This window comes from Chitinophagales bacterium, from assembly GCA_020636535.1.
GTDB lineage: Bacteria > Bacteroidota > Bacteroidia > Chitinophagales > JADIYW01 > JADJSS01.
In genome coordinates this window covers 302471-326652 of record JACJXT010000011.1, presented here as the reverse complement: position 1 = coordinate 326652, position 24182 = coordinate 302471, and the positions used below count along the sequence as shown (strand labels likewise).

9 protein-coding genes are annotated in these 24182 nt (G+C 33.6%); all 9 read right to left on the bottom strand.

Annotated elements, in window-relative coordinates; translation table 11 throughout:
• Window positions 1-118: 118 nt before the first annotated feature.
• A complete protein-coding gene (locus tag H6553_01865) occupies window positions 119-9967 on the bottom strand; it encodes a T9SS type A sorting domain-containing protein (GenBank protein MCB9032561.1) in 9849 nt (3282 codons plus the stop codon).
• Between the two features lie 77 nt (window positions 9968-10044).
• Complete coding sequence (locus H6553_01860; protein ID MCB9032560.1) at window positions 10045-13311, bottom strand: T9SS type A sorting domain-containing protein; 3267 nt, start codon at window positions 13309-13311, stop codon at window positions 10045-10047.
• A 27-nt stretch (window positions 13312-13338) separates the two neighbouring features.
• Window positions 13339-13647, bottom strand: coding sequence for a DUF3467 domain-containing protein (locus H6553_01855; GenBank protein ID MCB9032559.1), 309 nt, complete (start codon window positions 13645-13647; stop codon window positions 13339-13341).
• Between the two features lie 81 nt (window positions 13648-13728).
• Window positions 13729-18069 (bottom strand): DNA-directed RNA polymerase subunit beta', encoded by a 4341-nt coding sequence (rpoC, locus tag H6553_01850; GenBank protein MCB9032558.1) that lies wholly within the window; start codon window positions 18067-18069, stop codon window positions 13729-13731.
• A gap of 31 nt (window positions 18070-18100) precedes the next feature.
• A complete protein-coding gene (gene rpoB / locus H6553_01845; GenBank protein ID MCB9032557.1) occupies window positions 18101-21934 on the bottom strand; it encodes a DNA-directed RNA polymerase subunit beta in 3834 nt (1277 codons plus the stop codon).
• 87 nt (window positions 21935-22021) lie between these two features.
• On the bottom strand, window positions 22022-22402 hold the full coding sequence (rplL, locus tag H6553_01840; protein MCB9032556.1) for a 50S ribosomal protein L7/L12: 381 nt from the start codon (window positions 22400-22402) through the stop codon (window positions 22022-22024).
• 27 nt (window positions 22403-22429) lie between these two features.
• Window positions 22430-22951, bottom strand: a complete 522-nt coding sequence (locus H6553_01835; GenBank protein ID MCB9032555.1) for a 50S ribosomal protein L10 — start codon at window positions 22949-22951, stop codon at window positions 22430-22432.
• A 23-nt stretch (window positions 22952-22974) separates the two neighbouring features.
• Window positions 22975-23670 carry a 50S ribosomal protein L1 gene (locus H6553_01830; GenBank protein ID MCB9032554.1) on the bottom strand — a complete coding sequence of 232 codons (696 nt, stop codon included), beginning with the start codon at window positions 23668-23670 and terminating at the stop codon, window positions 22975-22977.
• A gap of 70 nt (window positions 23671-23740) precedes the next feature.
• A complete protein-coding gene (rplK, locus tag H6553_01825; GenBank protein MCB9032553.1) occupies window positions 23741-24181 on the bottom strand; it encodes a 50S ribosomal protein L11 in 441 nt (146 codons plus the stop codon).
• Window position 24182 lies beyond the last annotated feature (1 nt).

Below are 24182 nucleotides of genomic sequence, written 5' to 3'. Positions count from 1 at the left end.
TTACAATCTAAATACCTTTCTGAATTTATTTTAGAATCTCTTACAAGAATAGACTCCGTTCCGAAATTCGGAACAAGTTCGGAGAGATTATCCTATTTTAAATTGAATTATAGTAGAACTAATGTTTCACTATAATTGGTTTAGTGATTAATCCATCGTCTCCAATTAATCGTACAAAATATAGTCCATCTGCAAGCTGATTATTATTAATTTTAATAATATTATTACCTTGAACTATTTGATGCTTCTCTTCTATAATTAATCTGCCTTCATCTGTAATAATCTCTAATACTATATCTCTATTTTTATTAGAATTAATCGCTATCTGGAATTGTCCATTATTTGGATTAGGATAAAGGTTCAAGTTCAAACTATTACTATTATATACAATAATCGTTAGATTAACATTTATCGTATCTGATTTTTCAGAAACACATAAGTTATTTGCAGTTACTTCTACTTGATAAGCACCATTTTCGTCGATAGGCAAAAACGGCGTATTGGTGGTAGTATATACAACACCATCTTTGTACCATGTATAATTAACACCTGCACTTCCATTTACAAATAGCGTATCATTGGTTGTATTTATTACTAGTGTTGGCGTAGCTGGACTCGCTAAAACAACAACAGTAATTGTTAGTGTATCTGTAATACTACTACATGCTTGTCTATTAGCATACAAAGTGTAGGTAGTTGTAACACTCGGACTAACTGTTATATTATTTCCAGTTTCACTAGTACTCCAAACATAATTTATACCGTACTCGCCATATAAAATTACTGATTCTCCTGAACATATATTATTATTAGTTGCATTTATTGTAACTGCTTGACTCGTCATAAAACTCACATAAAATCTAACAATAGAATCACAACCATTAATTGTTGTATAGTACTGAACATGCCAACCTGTATCATTTGGATTGCAGGATAAATTATCTTGAATTAATGTAGTATCATAAATTGGATTGAGTGTAGTAATTGTAGTAACGATACTATCGCAACCTTGTATCGTTTGTAAGTTCTGTACTTGTGTGCCTACACTACTTGCATTACAGGTTGTAGCATAAATGGTATCATTATAACTTGCATTGAGTGTCGTAATTGTAGTAATAATACTATCGCAACCTTGTGTTGTTTGTAGTGAATCTATCGTTGTGCCTACACTATTTGTATCGCATGTTGTAGTATATAATACTGTATTATATGTTGGATTGATTGTTATTATCGTAGTAATGATACTATCGCAACCTTGTGATGTCATTAGGTTTTGTACTTGTGTTCCTACACTACTTGCATTACAGGTTGTAGCATAAATCGTATCATTATAACTTGCATTCAGTGTCGTGATTGTAGTAACGATGCTGTCGCAACCTTGTGAAGTTTGTAGATTCTGTACTTGTGTTCCTACACTACTTGAATTACATGTCGTAGCATAAATCGTATCATTATAGCTTGCACTCAGTGTCGTAATTGTAGTAATAACACTATCGCAACCTTGTGTCGTTTGTAAGTTTTGTACTTGTGTTCCTGCACTGCTTGCATTACAGGTCGTAGCATAAATGGTATCATCATAACTTGCATTGAGTGTTGTAATTGTAGTAATGATACTATCGCAACCTTGTGAAGTTTGTAAGTTTTGTACTTGTGTGCCTACATTACTTGAATTACAGGTCGTAGCATAAATCGTATCATTATAACTTGCATTCAGTGTCGTGATTGTAGTAACGATGCTGTCGCAACCTTGTGAAGTTTGTAAGTTTTGTACTTGTGTTCCTACATTACTTGAATTACAGGTCGTAGTATAAATCGTATCATTATAACTTGCATTCAGTGTCGTGATTGTAGTAACGATGCTGTCGCAACCTTGTGAAGTTTGTAAGTTTTGTACTTGTGTGCCTACATTTGTTGCATTACAAGTTGTAGCATAAATCGTATCATTATAACTTGCATTGAGTGTCGTAATTGTTGTAATGATACTATCGCAACCTTGTGTCGTTTGTAAGTTCTGTACTTGTGTGCCTACATTACTTGAATTACAAGTTGTAGCATAAATCGTATCATTATAACTTGCATTGAATGTCGTAATTGTAGTAATAATACTATCGCAACCTTGTGAAGTTTGTAAATTTTGTACTTGTGTACCTACGCTACTTGAATTACATGTCGTAGCATAAATCGTATCATTATAACTTGCATTCAGTGTCGTGATTGTAGTAATAATACTATCGCAACCTTGTGTCGTTTGTAAGTTTTGTACTTGTGTTCCTACGCTACTTGCATTACATGTTGTAGCATAAATCGTATCATTATAACTTGCATTCAGTGTCGTGATTGTTGTAACGATACTATCGCAACCTTGTGTCGTTTGTAAGTTTTGTACTTGTGTGCCTACATTTGTTGCATTACAAGTTGTAACATATATCGTATCATTATAACTTGCATTGAGTGTCGTAATTGTTGTAATGATACTATCGCAACCTTGTGTCGTTTGTAAGTTCTGTACTTGTGTGCCTACATTACTTGAATTACAAGTTGTAGCATAAATCGTATCATTATAACTTGGATTCAGTGTTGTAATCGTAGTAATGATGCTATCGCAACCTTGTGAAGTTTGTAAGTTCTGTACTTGTGTTCCTACATTTGATGCATTACATGTTGTAGCATAAATCGTATCATTATAACTTGGATTCAGTGTTGTAATCGTAGTAATGATACTATCGCAACCTTGTGAAGTTTGTAAGTTTTGTACTTGTGTTCCTACATTTGATGCATTACATGTTGTAGCATAAATCGTATCATTATAACTTGCATTGAGTGTCGTGATTGTAGTAATAACACTATCGCAACCTTGTGTCGTTTGTAAGTTCTGTACTTGTGTTCCTACATTTGTTGCATTACAAGTTGTAGCATATATCGTATCATCATAACTTGGACTCAGTGTCGTGATTGTTGTAACGATACTATCGCAACCTTGTGAAGTTTGTAGATTTTGTACTTGTGTGCCTACACTACCTGAATTACATGTTGTAGCATAAATTGTATCATTATAACTTGCATTGAGTGTCGTGATTGTAGTAATGATGCTATCGCAACCTTGTGAAGTTTGTAAGTTTTGTACTTGTGTTCCTACATTTGATGCATTACATGTTGTAGCATAAATCGTATCATTATAACTTGGATTCAGTGTTGTAATCGTAGTAATGATACTATCGCAACCTTGCGAAGTTTGTAAGTTCTGTACTTGTGTTCCTACATTACTTGAATTACATGTCGTAGCATATATCGTATCATTATAACTTGCATTCAGTGTCGTGATTGTTGTAACGATACTATCGCAACCTTGTGAAGTTTGTAGATTTTGTACTTGTGTTCCTACACTACCTGAATTACATGTTGTAGCATAAATGGTATCATTATAACTTGGACTCAGTGTTGTGATTGTAGTAACAATACTATCGCAACCTTGTGTCGTTTGTAAGTTTTGTACTTGTGTTCCTACACTACTTGCATTACAGGTTGTAGCATAAATGGTATCATTATAACTTGCATTCAGTGTCGTAATTGTAGTAATGATACTATCGCAACCTTGTGTCGTTTGTAAGTTTTGTACTTGTGTTCCTACACTACTTGCATTACAGGTTGTAGCATAAATGGTATCATTATAACTTGCATTCAGTGTCGTAATTGTAGTAATGATACTATCGCAACCTTGTGTCGTTTGTAAGTTTTGTACTTGTGTTCCTACACTACCTGAATTACATGTTGTAGCATAAATGGTATCATTATAACTTGGACTCAGTGTTGTGATTGTAGTAACAATACTATCGCAACCTTGTGTCGTTTGTAAGTTTTGTACTTGTGTGCCTACATTTGTTGCATTACAAGTTGTAGCATATATCGTATCATTATAACTTGCATTGAGTGTCGTGATTGTAGTAATAACACTATCGCAACCTTGTGTCGTTTGTAAGTTTTGTACTTGTGTTCCTACATTTGTTGCATTACAAGTTGTAGCATATATCGTATCATCATAACTTGGACTCAGTGTCGTGATTGTTGTAACGATACTATCGCAACCTTGTGAAGTTTGTAGATTTTGTACTTGTGTGCCTACACTACCTGAATTACATGTTGTAGCATAAATGGTATCATTATAACTTGCATTGAGTGTCGTGATTGTTGTAATAATACTATCGCAACCTTGTGAAGTTTGTAAGTTTTGTACTTGTGTTCCTACATTTGATGCATTACATGTTGTAGCATAAATCGTATCATTATAACTTGGATTCAGTGTTGTAATCGTAGTAATGATACTATCGCAACCTTGTGAAGTTTGTAAGTTTTGTACTTGTGTGCCTACACTACTTGCATTGCATGTCGTAGCATAAATCGTATCATCATAACTTGCATTGAGTGTCGTGATTGTTGTAACGATACTATCGCAACCTTGTGTCGTTTGTAGATTTTGTACTTGTGTTCCTGCACTGCTTGCATTACAGGTCGTAGCATAAATGGTATCATTATAACTTGGACTCAGTGTTGTGATTGTAGTAATGATGCTATCGCAACCTTGTGTCGTTTGTAAGTTTTGTACTTGTGTTCCTGCATTACTTGAATTACAGGTCGTAGCATAAATGGTATCATTATAACTTGGACTCAGTGTTGTGATTGTAGTAACAATACTATCGCAACCTTGTGAAGTTTGTAAGTTTTGTACTTGTGTGCCTACATTTGATGCATTACATGTTGTAGCATAAATCGTATCATTATAACTTGCATTGAGTGTCGTGATTGTAGTAATAACACTATCGCAACCTTGTGTCGTTTGTAAGTTCTGTACTTGTGTTCCTACATTTGTTGCATTACAAGTTGTAGCATATATCGTATCATCATAACTTGGACTCAGTGTCGTGATTGTTGTAACGATACTATCGCAACCTTGTGAAGTTTGTAGATTTTGTACTTGTGTGCCTACACTACCTGAATTACATGTTGTAGCATAAATTGTATCATTATAACTTGCATTGAGTGTCGTGATTGTAGTAATGATGCTATCGCAACCTTGTGAAGTTTGTAAGTTTTGTACTTGTGTTCCTACATTTGATGCATTACATGTTGTAGCATAAATCGTATCATTATAACTTGGATTCAGTGTTGTAATCGTAGTAATGATACTATCGCAACCTTGCGAAGTTTGTAAGTTCTGTACTTGTGTTCCTACATTACTTGAATTACATGTCGTAGCATATATCGTATCATTATAACTTGCATTCAGTGTCGTGATTGTTGTAACGATACTATCGCAACCTTGTGAAGTTTGTAGATTTTGTACTTGTGTTCCTACACTACCTGAATTACATGTTGTAGCATAAATTGTATCATTATAACTTGCATTGAGTGTCGTAATTGTAGTAATGATACTATCGCAACCTTGTGAAGTTTGTAGATTTTGTACTTGTGTTCCTACACTACCTGAATTACATGTTGTAGCATAAATGGTATCATTATAACTTGGACTCAGTGTTGTGATTGTAGTAACAATACTATCGCAACCTTGTGTCGTTTGTAAGTTTTGTACTTGTGTTCCTACACTAGTTGCATTACATGTTGTAGCATATATCGTATCATTATAACTTGCATTGAGTGTCGTGATTGCAGTAATGATACTATCGCAACCTTGTGAAGTTTGTAAATTTTGTACTTGTGTACCTACATTACTTGAATTACATGTTGTAGCATATATCGTATCATCATAACTTGCATTGAGTGTCGTAATTGTAGTAATAATACTATCGCAACCTTGTGTCGTTTGTAAGTTCTGTACTTGTGTTCCTACACTAGTTGCATTACATGTTGTAGCATATATCGTATCATTATAACTTGTATTCAGTGTCGTAATTGTAGTAATAATACTATCGCAACCTTGTGAAGTTTGTAGGTTCTGTACTTGTGTGCCTACACTACTTGCATTACATGTTGTAGCATATATCGTATCATTATAACTTGCATTGAGTGTCGTGATTGCAGTAATGATACTATCGCAACCTTGTGAAGTTTGTAGGTTCTGTACTTGTGTGCCTGCACTGCTTGCATTACAGGTCGTAGCATAAATGGTATCATTATAACTTGGACTCAGTGTTGTAATCGTAGTAACGATACTATCACAACCTTGTGTCGTTTGTAAGTTTTGTACTTGTGTGCCTGCACTGCTTGCATTACAGGTCGTAGCATAAATCGTATCGTTATAGCTTGCACTCAGTGTTGTGATTGTAGTAATAACACTATCGCAACCTTGTGAAGTCGTTAGATTTTGTACTTGTGTTCCTACATTACTACTATTACAAGTTGTAGCATAAATGGTGTCATTATAACTTGGATTCAGTGTCGTGATTGTTGTAATGATGCTATCGCAACCTTGTGTCGTTTGTAAGTTCTGTACTTGTGTGCCTACACTACTTGAATTACAGGTCGTAGCATAAATGGTATCATTATAACTTGCATTCAGTGTCGTGATTGTAGTAATGATACTATCGCAACCTTGTGTCGTTTGTAGATTTTGTACTTGTGTTCCTACACTACTTGCATTACAGGTTGTAGCATAAATGGTATCATTATAACTTGCATTCAGTGTTGTAATCGTAGTAATGATACTATCGCATGCTTGTAAAGTTTGTAAGTTCTGTACTTGTGTTCCTACGCTACTTGAATTACATGTTGTAGCATAAATCGTATCGTTATAGCTTGGACTCAGTGTTGTGATTGTAGTAATGATACTATCGCAACCTTGTGAAGTTTGTAGATTTTGTACTTGTGTGCCTACACTGCTTGAATTACAAGTTGTAGCATAAATGGTATCATTATAACTTGCATTCAGTGTCGTGATTGTAGTAATAATACTATCGCAACCTTGTGAAGTTTGTAGATTCTGTACTTGTGTTCCTACATTTGTTGCATTACAAGTTGTAGCATATATCGTATCATCATAACTTGGACTCAGTGTCGTGATTGTTGTAACGATACTATCGCAACCTTGTGAAGTTTGTAGATTTTGTACTTGTGTGCCTACACTACCTGAATTACATGTTGTAGCATAAATTGTATCATTATAACTTGCATTGAGTGTCGTGATTGTTGTAATAATACTATCGCAACCTTGTGAAGTTTGTAAGTTTTGTACTTGTGTTCCTACATTTGATGCATTACATGTTGTAGCATAAATCGTATCATTATAACTTGGATTCAGTGTTGTAATCGTAGTAATGATACTATCGCAACCTTGTGAAGTTTGTAGGTTCTGTACTTGTGTGCCTACACTACTTGCATTACATGTTGTAGCATATATCGTATCATTATAACTTGCATTGAGTGTCGTGATTGCAGTAATGATACTATCGCAACCTTGTGAAGTTTGTAGGTTCTGTACTTGTGTTCCTACACTACCTGAATTACATGTTGTAGCATAAATGGTATCATTATAACTTGGACTCAGTGTTGTGATTGTAGTAACAATACTATCGCAACCTTGTGTCGTTTGTAAGTTTTGTACTTGTGTTCCTACACTACTTGCATTACATGTTGTAGCATAAATCGTATCATTATAACTTGGATTCAGTGTTGTAATCGTAGTAATGATACTATCGCAACCTTGTGAAGTTTGTAGATTTTGTACTTGTGTGCCTACACTGCTTGAATTACAAGTTGTAGCATAAATGGTATCATTATAACTTGCATTCAGTGTCGTGATTGTAGTAATAATACTATCGCAACCTTGTGAAGTTTGTAGATTCTGTACTTGTGTTCCTACATTACTTGAATTACATGTTGTAGCATAAATGGTACTATTATATGTTGGTGCAACATTAATAGTTATAGCAACACAAGTACTTGGAGTAACACATCCCCCTTCGCCTCTTACAAAATAAGTAGTAGTAGTATTTGGTGTTACTTTAAAAGAATTGGTTGTAGTAGAATCAATCAATGTTCCTCCACAAGAGCCACTATAAATTTTCCAAGCTGTAGCATCATTAAGCAAACCTGTTATAGTTATTGTAGCAGTATCTTGACTGCAAACAGTTGAATTAGCCGTATTTAATACGGGAACACTTGGATTAGTACAAGCAGGATTCACATATACTGTATAATCCTCTACATCGCCAACCCAATTCTCATCACAAACAGATCCTGCTAAATCTGCATCTGCAACCATTCTCATTCTTAAAGGTGTATTTAAAATAGCAGTAGTTGGAATAGTAATATTTTGAGTAAATGTTTGTGAAGTGTATGCTCCAGGTGTGGTAAGCACTATGCTCATCACTTTTTCAGTAGCCGTAAATGTTCCACTATTATTATAATCAATATAGACATCTGCATTTTCATTATAAGCAGTATTGCAATTAAGTGTTAAAGACATAGGATAAGTATTGCTCACCTTAACTGTTGCGACCTGATTACAAGAATAATCTGTATAAGCATAATTTCCATAAGAAGAAGTATTGCTATTTATACCAGCAAATACTACTTTAGAAACTGAATATCCATAATTATCTTCGTTTGTAGAAGTTGGAATGCATGCCGTTGTAGGAGCTACTGCTGTTATAGTAATTTTATTATTCAGAATAATAGTATCTGCACCATAGCTATTCGTTACAATATAAGTAATTGTATATATTCCTGTATTTGTAAAAGTTATTGTTGGATTTTGTAATGTAGAAATGATTGGTGGATTGATGCCATTATCAAATTTCCAAGAAAAAGAGATGCCAGACCAAGAAGTATTTTGATAAGTATTAGGAATACACGCAGAGTTATCATAAAATTTAATAGCAGTGCCTGCACATCCACCATATCCATCAGCTAAAATATCTGCAATTGGAGCAGCAGATGGAAGGAGTGCATTACTAGAAAGAAAAGAAGCTCTTGTTCCCGTTAAGGCATTTCGCATGCGTGTAGTTTGATTTGCTGTAAATTCGGATTGACAAGCATCAGAAGAATAATCCATATAATTATGGATAAATAAACTGGTAGAAGAACTTGGAGAAGTACAAGTATTGGTAGCTACAACACAATCGGAACTGCTTCTTTTATGTGGTGGTGTATCAGCACAGCAATCGCCTTGACCAGAACCACAACCATTGGTTACTGGAGGACAAGAGCTTCCACCTCCATCGCCTTCGAATGTATGATAAAGATTAAAAGCATGACCTAATTCGTGTGTAAGTGTAGTACTTGCACTATTTTTAAAATTACAATATAGTTCTACCATACCATCAATAGTATTACCATGATTAGCTGCTAAATAAGCATAACCTTGATAACCAGCACCACATTCGTTATTATCTAATTCTGAAATTAAATATATATTATAATATTCTTCTGGATTCCATCTACTTAAACTTTTTAGTTGAGCATCACTCATTCCATTAGCATTGTCGACATTAACACCAAAATTCATATATTTAGAATATCCTGACATATTAAAACGAACAATTCCATTGGTACAGTTTCCATTTGGGTCTCTCACTGCTAAGGCAAATTCAATTTCTACATCTGTACCTGTACTATTTCCCCAAGAGCCGTTTAGAGCTCTAAACCTTTCATTTAAAGATTTAATGCCTAATTTAATTTCTTCATCAGAAATATTTGTTCCTACGCCAACTGCTTCTCCTTTGTGCATAACATGAACAACGACCGGAACTCTGTATAAAGTAGCACTAACTTTATAAGCTGGATTTTGAGTAATTTTTAGTAACTGCTTCTCAAAATCATCTTGCTTTTGTTTTAGTGCGGGATTAGCATCGAATGCCTTTTGATTTAAAATGGCGGAAGCACATTTATCTTTTGAGTTAGATAAATTACTTTTTGTAGACAAGTTTTTATCTATTAAAGATTGAGCATTTATTGTATTTAAGCTTATTAAAAATACACAAAGATATGCTAACAAAAGGGTATGGTTTTGGGTCATTCTGTTGTTTTATAAATTAAAAATAAAAAAAAAGGTGAGCTTTTACCCACCTTTTCTTAAAAAAAGTTAATATTTTTTCACTTAACTATCAATGGCTTAGTTGCAATACCATCTTCACCCACCATGTTTATTGTATAGATTCCTTTTGCTAAATTATTTACATTAATATTAAATATATTTTTTCCTTTTACTATAGATAAATTTTGTAGATAAATTTGTTTACCAGACATATCATATATATTTAGGCGAACTTGTTCTATTTTATTTGCATTAAATTCTATATTAAAATTCCCACTATTTGGATTTGGATAAATAGATAAATAATTACTTAAATTATTAGTTTTAATTGCAGTTAATGTTACAGTTAGTGTATTGGAAGAATTAGACTCACACCCATTATTTGCTACTTTAACAGTGTATACTCCATTTTTATTTGCTACAAGATAAGGAACTGATGTACTTGTTTCATAAATACCATTAATATACCAATTATAGTTTGTTCCTGTACTGCCTGTAATATAAATTGAATCGCTAGTAGCACTTTGAGTTATGGTAGGTGCGGCAGGAACTTCATTTACAGTTACTTGATATGAAGCATTATTACTTAAACTACAACCTGAAAGTGTACCTGTTACAGAGTATGAAGTTGTTGTTGTTGGATTAACCGTTATTGAAGTTCCTGTAGAAGCATCGCTCCAAAAATATTCATTAGCACCACTTGCTGTAAGTGTAATTGATTGACCTTCGCAGATTGCAGTAGCAACAGATGGCGTAATAGTAACTGTTGGAGCTGTATTTGTAACTGTAACTGTAGCAGTCATTATATCAGAAGGACAATCATTAGCTGTTCCTGTTACTGTATAGTTAGTTGTTGATGTTGGACTTACATTAATAGTATTTCCTGTTTCACTTGTACTCCAATTATAAGTTGTTGCACCACTTGCTGTTAGCGTAGCCGTTTGTCCATTACATATTGTAGGTGAGTTTACAGTTACAGTAGGTTTGAGCTTTACGGTTACTGTTGAAGTAACTACACTAGATGTACATCCGTTTGTAGTACCAGTAACCGTATATGTTGCATTCGCTGTTGGCGATACATCTATAGAATTATCTGTTTCACTACTAGAACTCCAATTATAAGTTGTAGCACCACTTGCTGTAAGTGTTACAGATTCTCCACTACAAATTGCAGGTGAATTTACTGTTACAGTAGGTTTGGGCTTTACGGTTATAATTGTTGAAAAAGGAGTACTTGCAACTCCTCCTTTATATGCTATTAAAGATACCGTATAATTTCCTGATAAATTAAATTGAGTAGTTACAGTAGTTAATGAGTTAGAAGTACTTATAGTGCCACTTTGTATTGTCCATCTTACTGAGTCTAAACCTGTAGTTGGTGATGTATTTGTAAAAGTTATATTTTCTCCAACACAAATACTTGCACTAGAAACATCAAAGCTAGCTTGAACTATTGCAGATATTACATCTGTAGAAACATTTACATTATCTACATATATAGTATGACCATACATACCATAATTTCTAAAAATAACTTGAACATTTGCTTTATTTAAAAAGCTAGCAGGTATTGCTATACTATCGGTTCTCCATTCATTGCTTTTAGGATAAAACTCATCTCCTTGTCCTGGTAATTTAGTTGCTAATTGAGTTCCTCCTTTCTTATAAATAGAAGTTACAGTTGATTCACAGTTATCGGTTAATAAAACCTCAAGTGTATCATAACCAGTTTGTCCTTGATAATAAAAAGGAGCATAAGCTACATCAAACTTAACTTTTGATGCTGTTACACCAGTAAAGTCTAGTTTAGGTGTTAATATATCATCTTTTTGATTAAAAGCGTCTACTGTTGTATTATCATATCTCATTGAATAGTTGCCTACACCAAAACCACTAACTCCTGAAATATTATCCCAATTAGCTTCTGGAAGTCCAGCACTACTTCTTTTAAGAAAGGTCCAACCTACTGGAGGAAAATCACCAGACTCAAAATTCTCATCTAGAGGTAAATTGGTACTTCCTACTAAAACTACATTAACTGATTTGGTTATAGTATTAGAACCGTTTGCATTAGTAGCTGTTAGCGTTACTTGATGTAATCCTGGAGTTGTAAATGTTACAGTTGGATTTTGTGCTGTAGATGTAGCTGGATTTCCTCCTTCAAATGTCCAAGACCAAGAAGTTGGACTAAAAGCAGAATTATCTGTAAAACTATAACTTACACTTGTAGCACAAGCTGTACTAGTTAATTTGCTAGAATTAAAATTTGCAAGAGCTGCTGGTGTTGTAGTATAGCACACTGGTGAATTGAGTAGTGGAGTTCTTAAATTTCCGTATGCCATTGCTGTTTGCATTCTATCTTTTTGGTCTGGCGTGAACATACTTAAGCAAGCATCATCAGAATAATCCATATAATTCATAAACATATCACCATTTGGACCATTAGAACACGATATACGAGGAAATGAAGGACAGTCAGAGCTTAATTGAGATTGTGGTGGAGTATCATCACAGTAGTCATTCCCACAATCAACATCTCCTGTAATATGCCTTAAACCTAACCAATGCCCTAATTCATGTACCGTAGTAGCTCCTTTGTTATATGGCGGTTGAGTAACACCTCCACTTCCAAAATACTCTGCTCCAATTACTACTCCATCAGAAGTTGTTGTTCCATCTCCACCAAAAAGACCATCTAATGTTGTCATAGTTGGAAAAGTAGCATACCCTAAAACTTCACGAAAACCATTTTTCATTCTTGGAACTATCCAAATATTACAATATAATTCTGGACTCCATATTGTACTTGGTTTTACTGTACTCGTAACATAGCTTGTTTCCCAACCAAAAAATCCTGGATTCGAAAAACCTTTTGATGTAGCACTGATTCTTTCAATGCCTGGTTCTGCTAGTACATTTCCATTTGGATCGACTAATGCTGGACACCATTCAATTTCTATATCTGCATTTAAAGATTGAAAAGGTGCTGGTATATTGCCAGCAAACTCACTCATTCCTCTAAAATCTCTATTCAAAATAGCAAACTGAGAATCTATTTGTGCTTTGGTAATATTTTGTTGTGTATTATTGTTATAGTATACAACATGAACAATCACAGGAATTGTTATTACTGTTTGTGTTCTTTGATTTGCGTTTGCATTGTTTTTAACATATTCTGTAATTTGACTTTGAAATATATTTTCCCATTGAGTACTTGGTACTTTTGTACCACATTGTTGTTGTGTATTGCTAACTTGATTTTTCCCTAACAATGTACTTGAAATCAAGATAGAAAAAAATAAAAATAAAATATGTATTTTTTTCATGCTAATATATTTAAGCGGTAAAATATTTTATGCTTGTGTTGTTGGATTACCAAAGTTTAATGGAATTGTATTTCCTTGTTGCTCAGCAATTTCTCCGTGTAATTGTTCAAATTTTTTTACATTCTCTGCCAAAGCTTTCATGAACCTCTTAGCATGTTGTGGTGTTAAGATAATTCTTGATTTTACTTTTGCTTTTGGCACACCTGGAGCAACACGAATAAAATCTAACACAAATTCTTGATTGGAATGTGTTATAATTGCTAAATTACTGAACTCTCCTTCTGCTATTTCTTCTGGTAATTCTATATTTAACTGATTTTGTTTATTATTTTCCATTATGTAAAGATAATAAATTTAGTAAAAAAAGGGTTGCTATGTACTAGCAACCCTTTTAATAATTTATAAAGAAAAATTATCTTATCCGATACTTTCTTCTTCTATTTCATTTTCTTCTAAGAATTTTTGTTTTGCTATCATTCTTTCCCATTCTGTTTTGTTAGCAACTTTTACCTCTTGGAAAGCTCTAACACCAGTACCAGCAGGAATTCTATGTCCAACAATAACATTCTCTTTTAGACCACGCATTAAATCGACTTTACCGTTAATAGCTGCTTGATTTAATACTTTGGTTGTTTCTTGGAAAGAAGCTGCAGAAATCCAGCTATCTACGCCTAAAGAAGCTTTAGTAATACCTTGTAACTGTGGACTTGAAGTTGCAGGTAATGCATCTCTATAACTTACCAAGTTGCTGTCATTTCTTTTTAGTAATGAATTTTCTTCTCTAATTTGACGCATAGTAACAATTTCTCCTGCATGTAGATTTTGAGAATCTCCTGCATCTGTGATTACTTTTTTCTCAAAAATTTCATCATTTTGTTCTATGAAGTCAAATCTATTCACTACTTCTCCTTCTAAGAATTTAGTATCTCCTGCATCTTCGATTAGTACTTTACTCATCATTTGGCTTACAATTACTTCGATGTGTTTGTCGTTAATTTTCACACCTTGTAAACGATATACCTCTTGAATTTCATTTACCAAATAGAATTGAAGTGCAAATGGTCCTTTAATTTTCAAAATATCTGAAGGTGTAATAGAACCGTCTGACAAAGGCATACCTGCTTTTATGAAGTCGCCATCTTGAACTAAGATATGTTTTGTTAATGGCACCATATATTTTTTCTGTGTACCATCTTTAGCTGTAACTGTAATCTCTCTATTTCCTCTTTTAATTTTTCCGAAAGTAGTTTGACCATCAATTTCTGAAACTTTTGCTGGATTTGAAGGATTTCTTGCCTCGAATAATTCTTGTACTCTTGGTAAACCACCCGTGATATCTCGTACTTTACTTAATATTCTAGGAATTTTTACTACAATTTTTCCAGGAATCACTTCTTGTCCGTCGTTTACTACAATGTGACCACCAACTGGAATGGAGTATGAATACAATTCTTTTCCTTTATCATCTACAATTAAGATAGCTGGTGCTTTCTTTTTATCTCTAGATTCGATAGTAACTTTATCTCTGTGACCTGTTTGTTCGTCAATTTCTTCTCTAAAGGTAATCCCTTCAATAACATCTTCGTACTTAATTTTACCTTTGTATTCTGATACTATGATATTGTTGTATGGATCCCATCCACAAAGTACATCTCCTTTCTTAACTGTTTTTCCGTCTTTTACTTTTAAGATAGCACCGTATGGAATGTGATTAGTAATTAAAACTCTTGAAGATTCTTCATCAATAATATTGATTTCTCCAGTTCTACCAACTACAACTTGATTGATAGTTCCATCTTCTGTTTCTTGTTTTACTGTTTTAACACTATCGAACTCTAATTTACCATCGAACTTAGCAAACAGAGTAGATTCTGCTGCAATGTTGGCTGCTGTACCACCAGTATGGAATGTACGCAATGTTAACTGTGTTCCTGGCTCACCAATTGATTGAGCTGCTATAATACCTACAGCATCTCCCATTTGAGCTGGTTGATTGGTAGTTAAGTTTCTACCATAACATTTAGAACACACTCCTCTTTTTAACTCACAAGTTAATACTGAACGAATATCTACTTCTTCTATACCTGCATTTTCTATTTTTCTAGCTTTAGCTTCGGTAATCATTTCTCCTTCTTCAACAATAACTTCGTCGGTTTCTGGATGTACAATTTCGTAAAGTGATGTTCTACCAACTATTCTATCGAATAAGCTTTCTATAATTTCTTCTTGCTCTTTTAAAGCCGAAGTAGTTAAACCTCTTAAAGTTCCACAATCTTCTGCATTAATGATAACATCTTGAGCGACATCTACTAAACGACGCGTTAAGTAACCAGCATCGGCAGTTTTAAGGGCAGTATCGGCAAGACCTTTTCTAGCACCGTGTGTAGAGATGAAGTACTCCAATACATTCAATCCATCTTTAAAGTTAGATAAGATTGGATTTTCAATAATCTCGCCACCAGTAGAACCAGATTTTCTTGGTTTAGCCATTAGTCCTCTCATACCAGCCAATTGTTTAATTTGCTGTTTTGAACCTCTCGCTCCAGAATCTAACATCATATACACTGAGTTGAAACCTTGCTTGTGTTTAGAGATTTCGTTCATTAGTGTTTCTGTGATTCTTGTATCTACTCTTGTCCAGATATCAATAATTTGGTTATATCTTTCGTTATTGGTAATTAAACCCATATTGAAGTTAGCCCAAACTTCGTCAACTTCTGCTAGTGCATTGTCTAATAAATCGTTTTTGATTTCAGGAATGATTAAGTCATCAATATTAAATGACAAACCACCTGTAAATGCATTTCTATAACCAATTTGTTTAATGTTATCTAAGAAGTTTACTGTAGTAGGAATATCTGTTGATGTTAATACATCTCCAATTACATTTTTAAGATTTTTCTTAGTTAAGATCTCATTGATATAGCCACACTCTTCTGGAACTACTTCGTTAAAAATAATTCTACCAACTGTAGTTTCAATTACTTTGGTTACGATTTTATCGTTTTCATCTTTAACTTTAGTTCTTACTTTAACATAAGCATGTAAATCTACAATGCCTTCGTTGTAAGCAATAATAGCTTCTTCGGCAGAATAGAAAGTTTTGCCTTCACCCTTAACCACATCATCGCCTTCGGTTTTTTTACCTTTGGTTAGGTAGTACAAACCTAATACCATGTCTTGTGATGGAATGGTAATTGGTGAACCACTTTGTGGATTTAAGATGTTATGAGAAGACAACATTAACAACTGTGCTTCTAAGATAGCTGCATTGCTTAAAGGTAAATGCACTGCCATTTGGTCACCATCGAAATCGGCGTTGAATGCAGTACATACTAATGGATGTAGTTGAATTGCTTTACCTTCAATCAATTTTGGTTGGAATGCTTGTATAGACAAACGGTGTAATGTTGGTGCTCTGTTTAATAAAACTGGATGACCTTTCATTACATTTTCCAAAATATCCCAAACAACAGCTTCTTTTTTATCTACTAATTTTTTAGCAGATTTTACTGTTTTTACAATACCTCTTTCTAGTAATTTACGAATGATAAATGGTTTGAATAACTCTGCTGCCATTCCTTTTGGTAAACCACATTCGTGTAATTTTAACTCTGGACCTACAACGATAACAGAACGACCAGAATAGTCTACCCTTTTACCTAATAGGTTTTGACGAAAACGACCTTGCTTTCCTTTTAAACCATCTGATAGTGATTTTAAAGCTCTACCACCTTCTGCTTTTACTGCATTAGATTTTCTTGAGTTATCGAATAGAGAATCTACTGCTTCTTGTAGCATTCTTTTTTCGTTTCTTAAGATAACTTCTGGAGCTTTAATTTCAATTAATCTTTTTAGACGATTGTTTCTGATGATTACCCTTCTATACAAATCGTTTAAGTCTGAAGAAGCAAATCGTCCACCATCTAAAGGAACAAGTGGTCTTAATTCTGGTGGAATTACAGGTAAGTACTGAATAATCATCCACTCAGGTCTGTTCTCAACATGCTCATTTGCCTCTTTAAAAGCTTCTACTACTTTTAATCTTTTTAATGCTTCTGATTTTCTTTGTTGAGAAGTTTCGTTATCTGCTTTGTGTCTTAACTCTGCTGATAATTTTACTAGATTAATTCTTGCTAATAAATCTCTTAGTGCTTCACCACCCATTTTAGCGATGAATTTATTAGGATCATCATCTGGCAATAATTGATTTTCTTTAGGCAATGCTTCAAGAATATCTAAATATTGTTCTTCTGTAATTAAATCTAAATATTGGTGTGTAACTGTATCGCCATTTACATTAATTCCTTCTTCTAAAACACCTGGTTGAATTACTGCAAATCTTTCATAATAAATGATAGATTCTAGGTTTTTAGAAGACAATCCTAATAAGTAACCAATTTTATTTGGCAATGATTTGAAATACCAAATATGTACCACAGGAACAACCAAACGAATGTGTCCCATTCTTTCTCTACGCACTTTTTTCTCAGTAACTTCAACACCACATCTATCACAAACAATACCTTTATAACGAATTCTTTTGTATTTACCACAATAGCATTCGTAGTCTTTAGTTGGTCCAAAAATTCTTTCGCAGAACAAACCTTCCATTTCTGGTTTGTAAGTTCTATAATTAATCGTTTCTGGTTTTTTGATTTCGCCATAAGATCTTTCTAAGATACTATCTGGAGAAGCCAACTTTAGCGTGATGGTGCCAAAGTCTGATTTTATTTTATTTTCCTTTTTGAAAGGCATAGTTATTATTTTTAAGTATTAAAATAATTATTTATTCAAAATCAAGATCTAATGCTAAACCTCTTAATTCGTGTAATAATACATTGAAAGATTCTGGAATTCCTGCTTCTGGCATATTTTCTCCTTTTACAATTGCTTCATAAGCTTTTGCTCTTCCAACAATATCATCAGACTTAATGGTTAACAACTCTTGTAAGATATTAGATGCACCATATGCTTCTAAAGCCCAAACCTCCATTTCTCCTAATCTTTGACCACCAAATTGTGCTTTACCTCCAAGTGGTTGTTGTGTAATTAAAGAGTATGGTCCGATAGAACGAGCATGCATTTTATCATCTACCATATGCGATAATTTAAGCATATAGATAACACCTACTGTTGTTTTTTGATCGAATCTTCGACCAGTTTCTCCATCGTATAAATAAGTACTTCCTAGTCTTGGTAATTTAGCTTCTTCTACATAATCTTCAATTTCTTGAACTGTAGCACCGTCAAAGATTGGCGTAGCAAACTTAATACCTAATTCTTTACCAGCCCAACCTAATACGGTTTCGTAAATTTGACCGATATTCATACGAGAAGGTACACCTAGTGGATTTAAAACGATGTCTACTGGAGTTCCGTCTTCTAAGAAAGGCATATCTTCTTGACGAACGATTCTTGCCACAATACCTTTATTACCATGACGACCAGCCATTTTATCTCCAACTTTAAGTTTTCTCTTTTGAGCTACATAAACTTTAGCCAATTTTAAAACACCAGTTGGTAACTCATCACCTACTGTAATAGCATATTTTTCTCTTAAGAAACGACCTTTTTCTTCGTTGTGTTTAATTAAGTAGTTGTGGATTAGTCGTTTGATTAAATCGTTGGTTTCGTCATTTTTCGTCCAGTTGCTAGTATTTAAATCTTCGTAGTTTAAACCACCAAACAATTTTTCAGAAAACTTAGTACCTTTTGGAACGACTACTTCATTAAAGATATTGGTAATACCATCGGTAGTTTTTCCACCAACTAGTTCCATTAATTTGCCTACTAAAACTCGTTTGATATCTTCTAATCTACCAATATGATCTTTCTCTACTTTTTCTAGCTCTGCTTTCTCTTTGATTTTAGCATTTTTATCTTTTCTTGCTTTTTGGAAAAGTTTAGTAGCTATTACTGTACCTTTAGTAGATGGTTTAGCTTTGTAAGAAGCATCTTTGACATCACCAGCTTTATCACCAAAGATTGCTCTTAGTAATTTTTCTTCTGGTGTAGGATCTGATTCGCCTTTTGGTGTAATTTTACCTATGATGATATCGCCTTCTTTAATTTTAGCACCTACTCTAATGATACCATTTTCATCTAAGTTTTTGGTAGCATCTTCGCTAATATTAGGAATATCATTAGTAAATTCTTCTTCACCTAATTTAGTATCTCTTACATCTAACTCGTACTCATTAATATGAATAGAAGTAAAGATATCTTCTCTAACTACTTTTTCATTGATAACGATAGCATCTTCAAAGTTATATCCTTTCCAAGGCATGAAGGCAACTAATAAGTTTTTACCTAATGCTAACTCTCCGTTTTGTGTAGCATAACCTTCGCAAAGTACTTGACCTTTTATTACTTTATCTCCTTTTCTTACAATTGGAACTAGGTTAATACAAGATCCTTGGTTTGTTCTTGAGAATTTAGTTAAGTTGTATATTTTAACATCATCATCAAAAGAAACTAATTTTTCGTTATCTGTTCTATCGTATCTAATTCTAACTTCGTTAGCATCTACATACTCTACTGTACCAGAACGCTCTGCATTAATTAATACTTGAGAATCTTGTGCTACTTTAGCTTCCATACCTGTACCGACAATTGGCGACTCAGTTCTGATTAACGGAACTGCTTGTCGTTGCATGTTAGAACCCATTAAAGCACGGTTAGCATCGTCATTTTCTAAGAAAGGAATTAGTGCAGCTGAAACACCTACAATTTGATTAGGTGCAACATCCATGTATTCTAACTTAGTTAAATCATCTTCTTCTGTATCAATAATAGGAAAATCTCCTTGGTATCTACATTTTACTTTTTTATCGATGAAAGTACCTTTGTCGCTAATATGAGCATTAGACTGAACGATTACGCTTTCATCTTCTTCTTCAGCAGTTAAAAAATGAACTTCGTCTTTAATTTTTCCGTTTTCTACTTTACGATATGGTGTTTGAATGAAACCCATTTCGTTAATTTTTGCATGAATACAAAGTGTAGAAATTAGACCAATGTTTGGACCTTCTGGTGTTTCGATAGTACATAAACGACCATAGTGAGAGTAGTGTACATCTCGCACCTCGAAACCAGCTCTTTCTCTTGATAAACCACCTGGTCCTAGTGCAGAAATTCTTCTTTTATGTGTTATTTCTGCTAAAGGATTGGTTTGATCTAAAAATTGAGATAGTTGTGAAGTTCCGAAGAATGAATTAATAACAGAAGACAATGTTCTTGCATTAATCAAATCGATTGGTGTAAAGACTTCATTGTCTCTAACATTCATTCGTTCTCTAATAGTACGAGCCATTCTTGCTAAACCAACACCGAATTGAGCATATAATTGTTCACCAACTGTTTTTACTCTTCTATTGCTTAAGTGATCGATATCATCAATCTCTGCTTTTTGGTTCACCAATCTAATAAGATATTTAATGATTGCTAAGATGTCTTGTTTAGTTAAAACACTTGCATCTTCTGCTGAATCAATATCTAATTTTTTATTGATTTTATATCTACCCACCAATCCTAAATCGTATCTCTTATCTGAGAAGAATAGTTTTTCGATAATGCCTCTTGCAGTATCTTCATCTGGTGGATCTGAACCTCTTAATTGTCTATAAATATGTTGTAATGCTTCTAACTCTGAGTTAGAAGTATCTTTTTGTAAAGTATTAAATATGATAGAGTAGTCTTCTACAAAATCTTCTTTTTGTAATAAGATTACTTCTTCTTCGCTATCGATGATATCTTGAATATTGTCTTCGCTGATGGCAACATCTCTATCTAAGATTAATTCATTTCTTTCGATAGAAACAACTTCACCAGTATCTTCATCTACGAAGTCTTCCATCCAAGTTTTCAATACACGACCAGCTAATTTTCTACCAATGTATTTTTTAAGTGTTTTTTCAGACACTTTTACTTCATCTGCTAAATCAAATAAATCTAAAATAGCTTTATCTGTATCATAGCCAATTGCTCTTAATAGTGTAGTAACAGGAAACTTCTTTTTTCTGTCGATGTATGCATACATTACATTATTGATGTCTGTAGCAAATTCCATCCAAGCACCTTTAAATGGAATAATTCTTGCAGAAAATAACTTAGTACCATTTTGGTGTAAGCTAGTACCGAAGAATACGCCTGGTGAACGATGTAATTGAGATACTACAACTCTTTGAGCTCCGTTGATGATAAAAGTACCTTTATCGGTCATATAAGGAATATTGCCTAAGAAAACATCTTGCACGATAGTTTGGAAATCGATATGTTCTTCATCGTTACAAGACAATCTTAATTTGGCTTTTAAAGGAACGCTATAAGTTAGACCTCTTTCGATACATTCGTCGATAGAATAACGAGGAGGATCAACATAATAATCTAGAAATTCTAATAGGAAAATATTTCTAGCATCTGTAATTGGGAAATTTTCTTCAAACACTTTATACAAACCTTCTGATTCTCTTTTATCAGCAGTAGTTTCTAGTTGTAAAAAGTCTTTATAAGATTTCACTTGAATATCTAACAAGTTAGGATATTCAAATTGATGACTGATTTTTCCAAAATTGACTCTTTGGCTTTCAGTTTTAGAGATGGTTTTATCTTTATTAGACATATATTATTACTTTATTTATTATATGCGAAAAAGTGTCTAGGTAGTCTAATGACTACCTGACACTCTAATTTATTGAAAATCAGTATATTACTTAATTTCCACAGAAGCACCAGCTTCTTCTAACTTAGCTTTAGTAGCTTCAGCATCTTCTTTAGATACTGCTTCTTTGATAGGTTTTGGAGCACCATCCACTAATTCTTTAGCTTCTTTAAGTCCTAAACCAGTGATTTCTTTAACCACTTTAACTACGCCAAGTTTTTGAGCACCTGCATCTGTTAAGATAACATCGAACTCTGTTTTTTCAGCACCAGCAGCACCAGCGTCTCCGCCAGCAGCAGGACCTGCAACAGCAACTGCTGCAGCAGCTGGTTCGATACCGTATTCTGTTTTTAATACTTCAGCAAGTTCGTTAACTTCTTTAACTGTTAAACTTACTAATTGTTCTGCTAATTGTTTTACATCAGCCATTTTAAAAAATTTTAATTGTTATAATAATTAATTACTTCTTTCTTCAAGTGCTTTTACTAGACCTGCAATTGTATTGCTACTAGATTTTAATGCACTAATTACATTCTTAGCTGGAGATTGTAATAATGTGATTACTTCGCCTAATAACTCTTCTTTAGATTTAATCTTAGTTAATTCTGATAATTTATCATCACCAACAAAGATTGCTTCTTCTATGTAAGCTATTTTTAGGATAGGTAATTCTTTATCACCTCTAAACTCTTTAATGATTTTAGCTGGCACATTTCCTACTTCGCTAAAGAATATAGCAGAAGTACCTTTTAATGCACCTTCAAATTCGTTAGAGTATTTATCACCAGCAGATAATGCTTTTTTAATAAATGTGTTTTTAGCAACTTTAAGTTGAACGCCTTTTTGGAAACACAATTTTCTTAACTGGTTAGTTGCTTCTACATTTAACCCTTGAGTATCGGCAATGTAAAACACATTACTGTTAGAAATTTGTTCCGTAAGTGCGTCGATTGTTGCTTGTTTTTCAGCTTTAGTCATACTACTATTTTTTGCTGTTTATTTTAAATTCCCGGTACAGATTTAACTTCTAATTGGATAGAAGGACTCATAGTAGAAGCTACAAAAACGCTTTTAAAATAAGTTCCTTTAGCAGAGCTTGGTTTCATTTTAGAGATAGTTGCTATCATTTCTTTAGCATTATCGAAAATTTGCTCTGGAGTAAAAGATACTCTACCTATAGAAGTATGAATAATACCGAATTTATCAATTTTAAAGGCAATTTTTCCTTTTTTAACTTCTCTTACTGCATCGCCAACATTATCGGTTACTGTACCAGATTTTGGATTTGGCATTAAGTTTCTTGGTCCAAGAATTCTACCTAATCTACCTAATTTAGGCATTACACTAGGAGCAGCAATGATAACATCGATGTCTGTCCAACCAGCAGCAATTTTGTCTAAGTATTCATCTAAACCAACGAAATCAGCACCAGCTTCTTTAGCATCGGCTTCTTTATCGGCAGGACAAAGTACAAGTACTACTTTTGATTTACCTGTACCATGAGGTAAGCTTACAGTACCTCTAATGGCTTGGTCTGGTTTTCTTGGATCTACACCTAAACGAATGTGTAAGTCTACAGAAGCGTCAAATTTTGTAGCATTAACTTCTTTAATAAGTTTTGATGCATCTTGTAATGAGTAAAGTTTGCCTTTTTCTACTTGCTCATTAACTTTCTTTCTTTTCTTTGTAATTTTCATTTTTTCTTTTTTTTGAGATAATATCGTTCCTAAGAACTCTCTCTGGTAAATTGAATCGTAACAAAAACAATTAAGCCCAAGGGGCATCACCCGTAACGGTTAAGCCCATGCTTCTTGCAGTACCCGCTACCATTTTCATACCTGACTCTACAGTGAAACAGTTTAAATCTGGTAATTTGATTTCTGCAATTTCTTTTACTTGATCCCATGTAACACTACCAACTTTGTTTCTATTAGACTCTTTAGAACCTGATTTGATTTTGGAAGCTTCTTTCAACAAAGCAGAAGCAGGTGGTGTTTTAATGATGAAAGTAAAAGATTTATCTTTAAAAACGGTTATTACAACCGGTAATATTTTACCTTGTTTTTCTTGAGTTTGAGCATTAAACTGCTTACAGAAGTCCATAATATTAACTCCTTTTGCACCCAATGCAGGACCAATTGGCGGAGCTGGATTTGCTTGTCCTCCTTTAACCTGTAATTTTATAAATGCTTCTATTTCTTTTGCCATT

What these genes read in the sequence shown, in the direction of transcription:
- rpoB (MCB9032557.1), bottom strand. Translation starts at nt 21,934, where the DNA reads ATGTCTAATAAAGATAAAACCATCTCTAAAACTGAAAGCCAAAGAGTC.
- rplL (MCB9032556.1), bottom strand. Translation starts at nt 22,402, where the DNA reads ATGGCTGATGTAAAACAATTAGCAGAACAATTAGTAAGTTTAACAGTT.
- H6553_01830 (MCB9032554.1), bottom strand. Translation starts at nt 23,670, where the DNA reads ATGAAAATTACAAAGAAAAGAAAGAAAGTTAATGAGCAAGTAGAAAAA.
- H6553_01860 (MCB9032560.1), bottom strand. Translation starts at nt 13,311, where the DNA reads ATGAAAAAAATACATATTTTATTTTTATTTTTTTCTATCTTGATTTCA.
- H6553_01835 (MCB9032555.1), bottom strand. Translation starts at nt 22,951, where the DNA reads ATGACTAAAGCTGAAAAACAAGCAACAATCGACGCACTTACGGAACAA.
- rpoC (MCB9032558.1), bottom strand. Translation starts at nt 18,069, where the DNA reads ATGCCTTTCAAAAAGGAAAATAAAATAAAATCAGACTTTGGCACCATC.
- H6553_01865 (MCB9032561.1), bottom strand. Translation starts at nt 9,967, where the DNA reads ATGACCCAAAACCATACCCTTTTGTTAGCATATCTTTGTGTATTTTTA.
- rplK (MCB9032553.1), bottom strand. Translation starts at nt 24,181, where the DNA reads ATGGCAAAAGAAATAGAAGCATTTATAAAATTACAGGTTAAAGGAGGA.
- H6553_01855 (MCB9032559.1), bottom strand. Translation starts at nt 13,647, where the DNA reads ATGGAAAATAATAAACAAAATCAGTTAAATATAGAATTACCAGAAGAA.